General features: G+C 42.9%; 12 protein-coding genes. 8 read left to right on the plus strand and 4 right to left on the minus strand.

Annotated features, from left to right (window positions below):
• Positions 1 to 289 precede the first annotated feature (289 nt).
• Positions 290 to 601 carry a non-specific DNA-binding protein Hbs gene (locus JFC07_RS02700; protein ID WP_223808465.1) on the minus strand — a complete coding sequence of 104 codons (312 nt, stop codon included), beginning with the start codon at positions 599 to 601 and terminating at the stop codon, positions 290 to 292.
• Between the two features lie 600 nt (positions 602 to 1,201).
• Between JFC07_RS02700 and JFC07_RS02705 the strand changes: the two genes are divergently transcribed.
• The 8 genes from JFC07_RS02705 (at position 1,202) to fdx (ending at position 8,614) form a co-directional block, all read left to right on the plus strand.
• A complete protein-coding gene (locus JFC07_RS02705; RefSeq protein WP_191689652.1) occupies positions 1,202 to 1,849 on the plus strand; it encodes a hypothetical protein in 648 nt (215 codons plus the stop codon).
• A 497-nt stretch (positions 1,850 to 2,346) separates the two neighbouring features.
• Positions 2,347 to 2,874: an Rrf2 family transcriptional regulator gene (locus JFC07_RS02710; protein WP_198328082.1), complete on the plus strand. Its 528-nt coding sequence runs from the start codon at positions 2,347 to 2,349 to the stop codon at positions 2,872 to 2,874.
• Positions 2,871 to 4,097 (plus strand): IscS subfamily cysteine desulfurase, encoded by a 1,227-nt coding sequence (locus JFC07_RS02715; protein ID WP_191689656.1) that lies wholly within the window; start codon positions 2,871 to 2,873, stop codon positions 4,095 to 4,097. The genes JFC07_RS02710 and JFC07_RS02715 overlap by 4 nt, the downstream gene beginning before the upstream one ends.
• Before the next feature lie 229 nt (positions 4,098 to 4,326).
• Complete coding sequence (gene iscU, locus JFC07_RS02720; protein WP_068404483.1) at positions 4,327 to 4,740, plus strand: Fe-S cluster assembly scaffold IscU; 414 nt, start codon at positions 4,327 to 4,329, stop codon at positions 4,738 to 4,740.
• Between the two features lie 226 nt (positions 4,741 to 4,966).
• Complete coding sequence (gene iscA / locus JFC07_RS02725) at positions 4,967 to 5,287, plus strand: iron-sulfur cluster assembly protein IscA (RefSeq protein ID WP_068404485.1); 321 nt, start codon at positions 4,967 to 4,969, stop codon at positions 5,285 to 5,287.
• A gap of 187 nt (positions 5,288 to 5,474) precedes the next feature.
• Positions 5,475 to 6,065, plus strand: a complete 591-nt coding sequence (gene hscB / locus JFC07_RS02730) for a Fe-S protein assembly co-chaperone HscB (protein WP_191689657.1) — start codon at positions 5,475 to 5,477, stop codon at positions 6,063 to 6,065.
• Between the two features lie 223 nt (positions 6,066 to 6,288).
• Entirely contained in the window at positions 6,289 to 8,166 is a 1,878-nt protein-coding gene (hscA, locus tag JFC07_RS02735) for a Fe-S protein assembly chaperone HscA (RefSeq protein ID WP_198328083.1), read from the plus strand.
• Positions 8,167 to 8,275: 109 nt separating this feature from the next.
• On the plus strand, positions 8,276 to 8,614 hold the full coding sequence (gene fdx / locus JFC07_RS02740) for an ISC system 2Fe-2S type ferredoxin (protein WP_068404490.1): 339 nt from the start codon (positions 8,276 to 8,278) through the stop codon (positions 8,612 to 8,614).
• Between the two features lie 101 nt (positions 8,615 to 8,715).
• On the opposite strand, the gene JFC07_RS02745 is transcribed toward fdx, so the two are convergent.
• The 3 genes from JFC07_RS02745 to JFC07_RS02755 all read right to left on the minus strand — a co-directional run bounded on the left by JFC07_RS02745 (position 8,716) and on the right by JFC07_RS02755 (position 13,653).
• Positions 8,716 to 10,146 carry an adenylate/guanylate cyclase domain-containing protein gene (locus tag JFC07_RS02745; RefSeq protein WP_191689661.1) on the minus strand — a complete coding sequence of 477 codons (1,431 nt, stop codon included), beginning with the start codon at positions 10,144 to 10,146 and terminating at the stop codon, positions 8,716 to 8,718.
• A gap of 467 nt (positions 10,147 to 10,613) precedes the next feature.
• Positions 10,614 to 12,857: a neutral/alkaline ceramidase gene (locus tag JFC07_RS02750; protein WP_227678243.1), complete on the minus strand. Its 2,244-nt coding sequence runs from the start codon at positions 12,855 to 12,857 to the stop codon at positions 10,614 to 10,616.
• Between the two features lie 364 nt (positions 12,858 to 13,221).
• Positions 13,222 to 13,653 (minus strand): HIT domain-containing protein, encoded by a 432-nt coding sequence (locus JFC07_RS02755; protein ID WP_191689663.1) that lies wholly within the window; start codon positions 13,651 to 13,653, stop codon positions 13,222 to 13,224.
• Positions 13,654 to 13,785 lie beyond the last annotated feature (132 nt).

Raw genomic sequence — 13,785 nt, forward strand, 5'->3', positions numbered from 1 at the left:
CAACACCGCTATCGCGCGCCCTATGATACGTGATTTTTGATATATACTCAAAATATTCAGGCGACTATTGCTACTTAAAGCTACAAATTTCAGCACTAAAAAAAGCACCTAATCTTTAGGTGCTTTTTTGGTCATTCGCTCATGACTTAATGAATCGTTAAGTCATGAGTTGCTATCTATTGTTTTACTGCCAACCAACGCTGTTTTTATTCGTGTATCACGTCGTCAACGAGCATTTGATTATTTTATTATAGAATAGCTAAAAAGAGTACAGCTTAAACAAAGCGGCTTAGTTTAAACGCTCTTTTAGGTTTTTACCGGCTTTAAAGCTTGGTACTTTGCTTGCTGGAATGCTAAGTTCTTCACCAGTCTTAGGGTTACGGCCAGTACGCGCTTTACGGTCTTTTACGCTAAAAGTACCAAAACCAACCAATGAGATGCTGTCGCCAGCTTCTAGCGCTTCACCAACACTTTCCATTACTGCATTCAAAGCTTCGCCAGCTTGAGTTTTATTTAGACCACTTTTTTCGGCGATGCTATCAATTAATTCTGACTTATTCATAAAATTTCCTTCAAGTTTTAGGGGGTAAAAAACGCTCACGCCAAGTATTGTATCGCTCTCAGAGTACTTAAGCAATAAAAACCACTGGCCTCACGCATAAACAGGTTTCGCTTTGTTAACGCCTTTATATCAAGGCAGCATAAGGAGCGCAAGCGATTTTACATATTTTTGTGCACTCTACTACGTATTTGACACTCAATGTTACTTAAAACTGCTGCAAATTTTCTATTAAATCGCTACTTTAGCTTATAGGATTTAACGAAATAAAGCACCTATCGTCAAAGCACCTATCTTTGTATTGGCTCTCTTATGCATTTTGCCTTGATAACCTAAATACTCAAATATGATGCAGGTGCTTAAACTCAGTTTTTATACTAACAAGCAAAATTAAAAACTAAAGCATAAACTTGGATCGAAAAATAGCTGCCAAGCCCGACTAATGCATTACCAGTCATAAATTTTGGTGTCTTTATAGATGAGCAAATTATAAGGTAGTGACTGACCAACTGACAGAAACGTGCGTTACTTTTTATGCTAAAGGCGTTACTATAAGCGCGATTGCATTGTACATTTTGGGTTGATTTTGACCTTTGTTTGTCCTTTTATCTTTAACTTACACAATAAAAACGGATTATTTACATGAAGCGTTCTACGTTGTCTCACTCTTTTCTTAATATCATATTGGTGTTTATCGAGTCGGCGCTGACCCTGCTGTTACGTTTAGACCCAGAACTCCGTAAAGCTGCTTATCCACTCGCCAAGCAAGAGACGGTCGTCGCGCTTAGGTTATACTTGCCTCATGTAGAGGTTTTCGCCACCTTTACTACCAAAGGGGTGTTATTAGATGATAGATTGCCTATCGGCCGTAGTGAGCCTGACGTCATTATCAACGCTTATAGCATTCAAGTGCTTAATGCCATCATCACCCACGATACTGAGTCGACTGAAAAGCTGCAAATGCGCGGTGAGGCGGTGCAAGTACAGCTGGTCAAGCAGTTTATTATGCAGCTTGGTTTTGGTAGCTTAATTCAAGGGCTGATTAAAAAGATTAAGGGCGGTAAAAGTAAGACCAAACCTACTGAAGCAGAAATGGCAGAAAAAAAGGAGAGTTATAAGCTGCGTATTAAAGAGCAGCAAACTCAAATCAACACGCTGACCATTAAAAACCGTGAACTTGAAACCACGGTTAAAGAACTGCAAAGTAAGCAGAAGACCTTTATTATTACCGCAATTATTTTTGCGGTTATCGCTATCGCTGCCATTATTGCTTTATTTATCATGACCTAATTTGTTATTAATTTTAGTATTGACGTTTTTTAAAGTCCTTTTTGTCATTTTTTATAGCGTTTAATAGGATGTAGACTTATTAAACGCTCTTGCTTCCTTTCTGTAGTTCACATCCTGCGCGTTCGCGTATTTATTCTCTTTTAAGCCTTAATATTACCTATCATTGTTTTTATCAATGATAGGAATAAGTCACACTCACCATTCAACCACACTTTAATCTTGACTAAATTACTCGGGATTGAGTATAATTACCCTATCGTTGCACACATCGGGTAAACCATCTGCTGTTTAATAGCGACAAGACACCACTTAGTCGATAGATGATTTTCCTAAATAGAAGCGCAAGTACGGCTAGCTACTAACTAGCCTTTAGCAATAAGTCGATTATAAATCTATTAAATCTATAAAGAACCTATTGATAACTATGCACTTTTGGAATACGACAAGACTAAGTTCGTTGTTAAATAAACTTTTATAAAAAGGATTGGAGATAACACATGCGTTTGACTACTCGAGGCAGATACGCCGTGACCGCTTTACTTGATTTGGCTTTGCAGACCAGCCAACAAGACAGCGCCGTCTCTTTATCTGACATTGCTAAGCGGCAATCGATATCTATCTCTTATCTTGAACAGTTATTTTCCAAGCTCCGTAAGCGCGGTTTGGTCACCAGTATACGCGGTGCAGCAGGGGGTTATCATTTAGCTAAGCCCCTTGATCAGATTGATGTGATGAGCATCATTTCTGCTGTCGATGAATCTGTCGATGCGATGCAGTGCGGCGGACGCGGTAATTGTCAAAGTGGTACAATGTGCCTAACGCATGATTTATGGTGCGCTTTATCAAATCATGTCGAACAATACTTGAAAAATATAACATTAGCGCAATTATTAGACATGGAACATGTGCAGTCAGTCTCAGACCGTCAGCACCTCACGTTTCCAAACGACATTGCTACAAAAGATATGTCCACAAAAGACATCAACACTATTACTCTATTGACCAGCGAGGCAAACCCAGCATGAGCCAACATAACAACCTTATATACTTAGATTATGCCGCCACGACGCCAGTTGCTAAGTCAGTCGCTGCTAAAATGAGCGAATATCTGACGGTAGACGGCATCTTTGGTAACCCAGCATCACGCTCACATGGCTATGGCTGGCAAGCAGAAGAAGCGGTAGAAACGGCTCGTCAGCAAGTCGCTGAAGTGATTCATGCGGATCCACGCGAAATCGTCTTTACCTCGGGCGCGACAGAATCAGATAACTTAGCTATTAAAGGCGCGGCACATTTTTATCAGTCGCGCGGCAAGCACATCATTACTAGTAAAATTGAGCACAAAGCGGTTTTAGATACTTGCCGTGAGCTTGAGCAAGAAGGTTTTGAGATTACTTACCTTGAGCCACAAGCTGGTACGGGCTTGATTTTGCCAGAGCAAGTACAAGAAGCCCTACGTGACGATACGATTTTAGTATCACTAATGATGGTCAATAATGAGCTTGGTACCATTACCGATGTTGCCGCGATTGGTGAGATCACTCGCAAAGCTGGCGTTGTATTCCATGTCGATGGTGCGCAGTCTGTGGGTAAAATACCTGTCAATCTTGAAGAGATGAAAATTGACTTGATGAGTTTTTCAGGTCATAAAGCCTATGGCCCTAAAGGTATCGGTGCGCTATTTGTTCGCCGTAAACCTCGTATTCGCCTAAAAGCTGAGCAGCATGGTGGTGGTCATGAGCGCGGTATGCGTTCAGGTACCTTGCCGACGCACCAAATTGTTGGGCTAGGTGCTGCATTTGCATTGGCCAATGAGCGTTATGCAGAAGACCATGCTCACGTGGCAAAGCTGCGCCAAAAGCTGTGGGACGGTCTACAAGATATCGAAGAGATTTATCTAAACGGTGATTTAGAAAACAGCGTGCCTAACATCATTAATATCAGCTTTAACTTTGTTGAAGGCGAGTCACTGATGATGTCGTTAAAAGACTTGGCGGTTTCATCAGGTTCAGCCTGTACTTCAGCGACGCTTGAGCCATCGTATGTATTGCGCGCCATCGGTCGCCCAGATGAGTTGGCCCATAGCTCAATCCGCTTTAGCTTTGGTCGTTATACCACCGAAGAAGATATCGATACCGTGGTAAAACAGATGCATGAAGCGGTAGACAAATTACGCGCGCTATCGCCACTTTGGGATATGTATCAAGAAGGCGTTGATTTAGACTCGGTAGAATGGTCTGAGCATTAATATTTATTTATAAAACTTTAATAGTAAAAAGGTTTAATGGTTATCAGGTATAAGCATTAAACCAAATAATTCATCAGACAATTATAAATACCATTTTTATAATATGTGTTTGACCCCAATTATCGATGAGTAGACAGACATTTAAACTTAATAAGTGAGTTATTTGGAAAGTTACTTATATAACTTAACATTTAAGTGGCTACTCATCATCTAACTAGGAGAAAACCCCATGGCCTATAGTGACCAAGTTATTGATCATTACGAAAACCCACGCAACGTCGGCAATCTTGACAAAAATGCCAAAAACGTTGGTACGGGTATGGTTGGCGCCCCAGCCTGTGGCGATGTGATGCGCCTACAAATCCAAGTCGATGATAACGGTATCATCGAAGATGCACGCTTTAAAACCTATGGCTGCGGTTCAGCAATTGCTTCAAGCTCGCTTGTCACCGAGTGGCTAAAAGGCAAAAGCTTAGACCAAGCTGGCGAGATCAAAAATATGGATATCGCTGAAGAATTGGCATTACCACCGGTAAAAGTGCATTGCTCAGTCCTTGCAGAAGACGCCATTAAAGCCGCCATTAGCGACTATAAAGGTAAGCATGGTACAGCTGCGGCAGTAACAGAAGAAGCAACCAGCTAAATTTATATAAAGCCTTGCGCTTATTTATATAATAGGCGCAAGTAGCGAATTTGAAAACAAACATGAGTAATACGACGTTAGAAGCTACTAACGCCCCTAAGGTGACAATAACGCTCATGTAATTGTCACCTTTTATTTATTTTTAACGCTTTATTGGCAGTGGTGTTGATAAAAACGCTTTTGCCGCAATTATTATCTCAATTATTGATAGTCAATGGGAGTTGGCATGATTGAAATGACAGAACGCGCCGCTCAGCATGTTCAAGACTTTTTGGACAATCGCGGTAAAGGTGAAGGCATCCGAGTAGGTATCCGTACAGCAGGCTGCTCAGGCTTGGCTTACGTGCTAGAGTTTGTTGACACGCCTGATGAAAACGACACCCGTTATGAAAGCCGTGGCGTCAATATTTTTATTGATCCTAAAAGCTTGGTTTATTTAGATGGCTTAGTGATGGATTATGAAAAAGAAGGTCTCAATGAAGGCTTTAAATTCACCAATCCCAATCAAAAAGGTGAATGTGGCTGCGGTGAATCGTTTACCGTCTAAAGCTCTAAACCAGAGCGCGCTAAACGATTGATATACGAGCGCTTAGCACCTAAAACCTGAGTTAGCGCTTAGATACTGAGTAAGTACTGAACTTTAAAAGAACAGTATTTAAAACAGACAGTAAACAAAACAGCGCATAAGTAAAAGCAAGTCTTCACAAGAATAAATAAAAACAAAGGCAGACGCTATGACAGACATCACGCCAGACGCACAGTTTGATAACTTCTTTGCCCTATTTGAACAACCTGTACAGTTTGCGGTCAATCAAGAGCGCCTTGATCAACAGCTGCGTCTGCTACAAAAACGCTATCATCCGGACAATCTTGTTGCTGATAGCAAAAATACAGCCGATAGCGCACAAGCTAAGCAGCAATCAGAGCAAGCCTCAGCGCTGATTAACCAAGCTTATCAAACGTTAAGTGCCCCTGACAGTCGTGCCAGCTACTTGTTGGATATCGCTGGGCAGGCGCAGAACTTAGAGCATTCGATTGCCGATCTGGACTTCTTAGAAGATGCGATGCAAATGCGTATGGATTTGGATGATGCGATTGAAGGCAAAGAGCTTGCCGCGCTGAAGCAACTACATCCGCAGATTACCGAGCGTCTAAATAAACAATCTGAGCGTTTTGATAGTGCTTATCAGAGCCAAGATTGGCAAACGGCGATTGATGCCACGCAAAAATTAAAATTTTTGGTGAAATTAGATGCCGATGTTACTACAGGGCTTGATGAAGTTGCGTCTGCTGAGCATTTGGATGACGATGATTTATACGTTTAACGTCATGCTAAGGACGATTGTTTATATTTACGAGTAACGAGCTTATATGCGGATATGGTTAAAATAACCACTCCTCTGCCGTATAATTGTAAACATTAAATGCGCTTTATCATTTTTACTATGATTTGTTAAATCCAAACACTTACTTAAATTTTAAATACTAGTCGCCCATATATTGTATTTGTACCATTTCACTTAATTCATTTTATCTTTGAGTTTTCTTATGTCTTTATTGCAAATTGCCGAACCCAATCAAAGTGCCCAACCTCATCAACATCGTTTTGGCCTAGGAATTGACCTTGGTACGACGCGCTCATTGGTCGCTGTGGTACGCTCAGGCAAGGCGCAAGTTTTGCAAGCCGATACAACGACCGATACCTTATTGCCGTCGGTGGTCTACTATCCAAGTGCTGGCAAGCCCTTAGTCGGCTATGATGCCCTTACCCATTTAGCAGATGATCCAAAAAATACCATCGTCTCGGCTAAGCGCTTTATGGGCCGTAGCCAAGCCGATATTAAATTCTCCCATCCCTATGAGTTAAGTGGCAGCAAAGATGCCATGCCAGCTTTTGTGACGGCGCAGGGTGAAGTCTCTCCTGTCGAAGTGTCAGCGCGTATTTTAGCCGCGCTAGAGCAACGTGCCGCAAGCGCTTTGCCAGATGACAGCATACAAGGTGCGGTGATTACTGTGCCCGCCTATTTTGATGAAGCGCAGCGTCAAGCTACTAAAGATGCGGCGCAAGCTGCTGGTATTAACGTTTTGCGTTTATTAAATGAGCCTACCGCGGCCGCCGTTGCCTACGGTCTTGATCAGCCTACTGATGACAATAGTGAAAACTACTACTTAATCTATGATTTGGGTGGTGGTACTTTTGATGTATCTATTTTAAAGCTCAGCGATGGCGTGTTTGAAGTCTTAGCAACGGGCGGCAATAGTGCGCTTGGCGGTGATGATATCGACCGCTTACTGACCAATTGGCTGATTAAGCAGTTAAATATTGACCCTAAAGACGTGAGCCTGCACGACAAATCCATACTCGCCCAACAAGCAAAAAGCTATAAACAAGCATTGACCGATGCTGAGCAAGTCGATATCGACATTGTTGTTAATGAGCGCTCTTTTCAAGGTGTGTTACGCCGCGACGATTTGATAACAATTGCAGAGCCTGTCAGCCGCCGCACGCTAAGTGTCTGCGAGCAAGTATTGCGTGATGCCAAATTATCTGTCGCTGACTTAGATGAAGTCATTTTGGTCGGTGGTTCTACGCGTATGCCTGCGGTGCAGCAGGTGGTGGCAGATTTCTTTGCTAAAGAACCGCTTTGCCGTCTTAATCCAGATGAAGTTGTGGCTTTAGGTGCTGCCCAAACCGCGTATCAATTGGTCAATGGTGACAGCGATAATAGCTTGTTATTACTCGATGTGACGCCTTTATCGCTCGGTCTTGAGACTATGGGCGGCTTGGTTGAAGTGCTGATTCCGCGCAACACCCCTATTCCCGTCAAAAAACGCCAAGTCTTTACCACTTACCAAGATGGTCAAACCGGCATGGTCATTCATGTGGTGCAAGGCGAGCGTGAAACAGTGGATAACTGCCGCTCACTTGGACGCTTTGAGCTATATGGTATTCCGCCGATGAAAGCGGGCTTTGCGCGTATCGAAGTGACCTTTAGTATTGATGCCAATGGTCAGCTGACCGTCAGTGCGCAAGAAACAACGACCAAGACTGAAAGTAAAATTGATATTGTGCCATCTTATGGTCTGTCTGATGAGCAAAAAGAGCAATTATTAATCGCAGGCTTTAAGTATGCGGAAGAAGACAAAAATGCGCGCTCGCTAATTGAAACCAAAGTAGAAGCGGAACGTGAATTATTGGCGCTACAGTCGGCGCTTAACGAGTTTGCGGCGTTAATCACACCTGAAGAGCAGCGGTCGTTGACCGAGAGCATGCAAGCCTTGCAAACCGCGCTTAGCACCGACGACTTAACCGTTATTGAAAGCGCGCAAGGCAAATTAAAGCCACACAGTGATGCTTTTGCCGCGTGTATTATGAATCAAAGCGTCAAAGCAAGTATGTCGGGTACCAGTGCGCAAGATTGGTAGTAGATAGCATTTATACCAATCATATGATAGGCGCTTAAGACACTCACTTAGCAACTGTACTAGATTGACCTTTTTTATTTTTAATTGATTAGCAGCGGACGAATAACTTATGCCAAAAATTACAATATTACCTCACCATGAAATCTGCCCAGAAGGCACCGAAGTCGAGCTAGAATCGGGCACAAACTTATGTAAAGCGCTACTTGAAAAAGGCATCAAGATTGAACATGCCTGCGAGATGTCAAAAGCCTGTACTACTTGTCATGTCGTGGTGCGTAAGGGCTTTAACACCTTAGATGAGATGGACGATATCGAAGCGGATTTATTAGACCGCGCGTGGGGTCTGGAGCCTGATTCACGCCTATCGTGCCAAGTGATGCTTGAAGATGATGATTTAACGATTGAGATTCCTAAATACACGTTAAACCATGCGAAAGAAAATCATTAAATAATAAAGCTGAAGCATGAAATGAAACTAAAAAATCCAGTTATGATAAATAACTGGATTTTTCTTTTTATAAATACTTTCAAGTCGCAATCAATCTGTACCTAATTATGACTGATATTTTCCTGCTTACTTGCTGTGACTATCTCAAGCAGCGCCGCCTGCTCTTCTTGTTCGATACGGGCAAGCGCTAGATTCAAGCGATTTCTGATATCTTGATAGTCATTATTTTGCATGTCTTTAAAGTTCAAATGCAAATTAAAACCAGGTAGCGTATGATCCACCCATTTTGACAACTGACCTTTATTTTCATCAGGGTCGAGTACTTGCCACGCGCTTACCTTATTATCAAAACCTTTGAGCTGAAAAGCACCGACATATTCACAGTCATAATCATGCGAAATATAATCATGGGTACTTTCGCTAATAAATATCTGGCCTTTACCCGCGACTGCCTCAAGCCTTGACGCAAGGTTGGCCTCTTTCCCAATCAGCGTATAGCTCAAACGGTTGTTATTGCCAAAATTGCCGACGTGACAGTAGCCGGTGGTAATGCCGATACGGATATATAGTCCCTCGAAACCGAGCAGCCGCCATTTTTGCCGCAAGGTGCGCATTTCACGGCGCATATCTATCGCCATTGCCACACAATCAAGCGCATCTTGGCGCGGCCCTCGACTGTTCGGCTCCCCAAAAAAGCACACCATCCCATCGCCGATAAACTTATCCAGCACCGCGCCGTGCTTATTGGCGATTAACGTCATACAATGCATATAGGTATTTAGAATGTCCGCCAAATTGTCAGCGCTCAGACTATCGGACAATTCTGTAAAGCCGACAATATCTGAAAACATCATCGTCAGTTTGGCACGTTTATTTTCGACGCTAACGGGACTGTCAGATTTAACGATTGGTTCCCAAACTTGCGGCGGTACAAAGCGCGTCAATTTATTAATGACAGAAACCATGGTATTTAGACGTCCAGCCGCTTGCCGCGCTCGCGCTTCATAATCTACATAATCACGATAAACATGGCGAAAATGGCACAGTATCACAATCATACTGGCCAATAACACCGCAGGGGTAACAAAGCTGTCGTGACAGTCCATCTCCGTGCTATTTAAAGTCACACTGACGTAATAAAAGACAATGACCGTCACTACTGATGCAGCGAGAAGTTTAAGATGGTTTTCAGGGCTACTAAGAATAATCCGCAGACCGATGAGCGCTGCTAGACTGAGCGAAATCACTGCACAAAACTGTATCGAACCTATGACCGCTGAAGATAAAATAATAACAATGTTAGACGTCCAAAAACTGGCTGGCCGGCGATAGTTATAGATTAAAATCAGCAAACTCGGCAGACAAACCACGACAGCGAGCGCCATCGACGTCGGACTAAAGTTGTAATGTATTGCGAGCAATACGACCGTTAGTATTAAAACAAAAATTTCTGGATAATCAAATCGATAGGCATTGCTATTACTACCACCCTGTACAGGAATCTTTGGGCTTGTGGTTTCAAAAAATGCCATGGTCAAGGTTCGCTTAAAGGAAAACTGTCGAAGGTTTGAATAAAAATTAAAGCGGATCTTCTATTAACATATGTTTTTGTGCAGTCTTTAGATTAATAAGTACTTAGGTTAATAAGTACTTAGGTTAATAAGCATTCAGGTTGCTAAGCCCTTAAGTTAACAAGTAAATGCGTTAATAAGTAAATCGCTTTATCAACATTTGATAATATAAGTAGATAGGAAATCTATCTATTATACGGCTTTAATGCTGACTTACCTAGGACACTGGTAAGTAAAAGCATACCACTTGTCGCTTATTAGCCATAAAAAGCAGTGTGAAGCTCATGGTCAACGAAAACAATCCTAGTTAAAAACGACTTGAGTTAATAACCATGACAAAGACAAAAAAGCCAGATAATATCTATCTGACTTTTGCGAAGTGAAAAATAAATATAAGTCCATACTCAACGACTATTTGAATAAGGCAATTATTGCACGCTAAAACTATTAGAAACGCCTGAATAAGGCTTAATCTTATGCGTCCAACCGTTCTTCCAGTCGCCTTGATGGGTCAAGCGATAAGTGCCTGCTGGGGTGTCCTTAGCTATTCGCCAATCAATGATGGCTTTACTATACGCCGCTCCTTCGCGCTGCCACGTATAAGTGGTATCAAAATCACTGTCACTTAAATAATCGACCCATTTACCATTGTCAAGACGCTGCACTTTTAAGAAGCTGTCTTCGGTACGTAGATTGTTTTTAGGATGAGCGCCGCGGAATACTGCCGTAGCAATGTCACCCTTTTGATAGCTGGCTTTGGGCTGAGTGAGGGTTTGTCCCCAAGTTTGCTTTAAAGGCTTATCATCGAAGACCACGCCTGGACGCTCGTTAAAGGATTTGCCTGAGCGATCAGGCGGTGTGGTTCTGTCATAGACTTCTATACCATCACGTAGCGCTGCCGCTAGTTGAGTATATTCTTGGATATAAGCAGCGGTTTGATATGGACCATACTCAGTAGACGCGCCTTCGTAATGCTGAGTAGCAAATTCTTCGCGCGTGGTCAAATAGCCGCTATAGTTATTCGCCAAACCATTAATAATAACGGTATCAACCCCCGAGTCTTGTAGTTGAGCAAGCACGGCGGCGCGCATCCGGCGTCCGACCATGGTCGTCGGCTCGGCAGGGATAGCAACGAGAGCAATATTACCGATACGCATCAGTTGCACCGGCTGCTGAGTATTAATCCAGCCCCAACTTCCCGTTGGCAATAAGACTTGTTTTTCCGCCTGACAATCATCTTGGCTAACGGTCGACACTATACCAAACGCGCCGCGCGTTAAACTGCCCAAAAACGATTGATCGACTTTATTGATATCGTCATTGATACGGAAATTTTCTCGGGTCATGCCCTCATACATACCAGGTATGTTCGAGGGGCCATTCTCCCCGCCAGCGGCAAACGAGTAACCACGAGCTGGCATACATAAGACTTTATTACCCGCGCCATTGGTGAATTTACCATCGACCTGATAGCCCTTTAAATCAATCCAGCGCGCGCGTACGTCCACGGGTCCAGTAACCGGCACGCCTTGATGCCAAAGCTCAACCGCTTTATCCAGCTGCATCTGCCCATCACGTCTGACGTTTTCCCACTCGTTATTACTACCTTGAAAGCCGGGTTTTGAGTTGGCATTACCACCTATGGCTAACACATCACCCTCGTCAGCATTGGCAAAAGCTGCGACAAACGGTTTGTCTGATTCTCCGCCAAAAATCTTTTCCGCGCCGCGCTGAGCAAAGCCTTTGTTATCAGCACTTAGGTGCATAAATTTATTACTAAAACTGGTTGGATGCAGCGCAAACCAGTTAATCAGACCGACTGGTGTACCATCGGCAGCATCAAGACGCAGCTGAGTCATGGTTTCATTGACATTACTATCAAAATCTTTGGCGTCGTTATTATTGTTGTAGGCAAATTCTGAGCGATTGACTGTTGCACCCTTTAGCTCGCCTTGCGCCAAAGATAGCGTCCCTGGCGTCAAGTTAGCGTGAGCACGTTTAATTGAGGTGACAATACCATTGACGATAGCATTAAAATTTTGGCTGCTATAGCCTGCTAGCGTGTCATCGGTACTGGCAATTTGATACAGCTGCTGATGTGAGTAGCCTGCGTTACCCACATGGGTATGCGTGGCGGTGAGCATGACATTGTCATCGTTATATAAGTCGCTATAATCCGCTTTTAGACGTTTAATGACCTCAAGTTTTACCGCGGTAAACATCGCGCCCATATCTGCTGATACATAGACGACACGTTTGCCCGCATTTTTATCCGCTTCGCCGATAATAAAAGCATGAGAGTACAAACGGTCGTTGATACCTTGTACTACCTGTCCCGCAGCATAACCAAACATGCCAGTTTCGGCAGCAGCACCAGTGATATCTGCCTTACCGCTACCTACCAAATACTGGCTTGTCGGCATCGCTCGCATAGACATGGCAGAAGCACTGTGATTAAACGTGACAGAGCTGTCCGCTGCGTCAGTAGCGTTTTCACTAATCGTTGGCCTCGAATCGGACAAGGCTGCAGCAGATTGCACGGATGCCGACTGTGTTGAAGCAGATTCCGTGGAATCCGTCTCACATGCCGTTAGGCTCAATACAGTGGTACAAATAGAGATGAGTAACATAGAAGGTCGTAATAACGCTGGAGAAGCAGAAGAAGTAGCCATTTGTTATCCTTAACATAGAGTAAAACCTTCAACTGAAGTATCTCAGTATAAGATTAAATATCCCGCAACCTGTGATGCGTGCTCAATCAATGATAACTATTGATAACTACCAATACACATCAATCCACGAAAACGGCTGCGAGTAGATAAGTTGGCTATATCCATTTAACCAACCCCCTCTCTAATATAACGATTAACAAACAAATGTGAAATAGTTTATAGTAACAAAACCTTCCATTACCCTTAAAAGCCACTTCACTATGATTTTACTTTAAGCATGCCTACTTAAATAAAATGACTCAAATAAAACGTCTTAACTAGAAAACACTAAAATCACATTTATCAACCATTATCTAAAGCTTAACTACATTTGCCAATCGAACGGCATTTGGTGATGACCACGCAGCGCCATCATCAGCGTTTGCTGCATTTGCGCCAACACTTCTTTGGTATAAGGGACAGCAGGAATACCCCATACTGGATTTGGCCATTGCATGTCGTTTTGATAGCGAACGATATGATGAAAATGTAGCTGTGGTACTTGATTACCGAGGGCGGCGACATTCATTTTATCTGCTTGAAAAGTCTTGGCAAGTTGGCTTGATAACCAGCTCGACTCACGCAAAAACTGCGCTTGGTCTGCCTCAGATAGCTCATACAACTCTTTGATAGCTGATACCCGCGGTACCAATATTAACCATGGAAACTGACAATCATTGATTAAACGACAGGTTGATAATGGGAAATCACCCACTAAAAAACTGTCGGCTGCAAGTTTATGATGAAGTTGGAACATAATGACGGTTCTCTTGTTATGACGCTCAAATAAATGGAATTAAAATACAGAAAAGCAGAACTGAATTTACTAAACTATAATACGCTTAAAACATTATGCTTAAAGAAACAGCAGGCTAATAAGATGACGCTA

Source organism: Psychrobacter faecalis (assembly GCF_016107575.1).
Lineage (GTDB): Bacteria > Pseudomonadota > Gammaproteobacteria > Pseudomonadales > Moraxellaceae > Psychrobacter > Psychrobacter faecalis.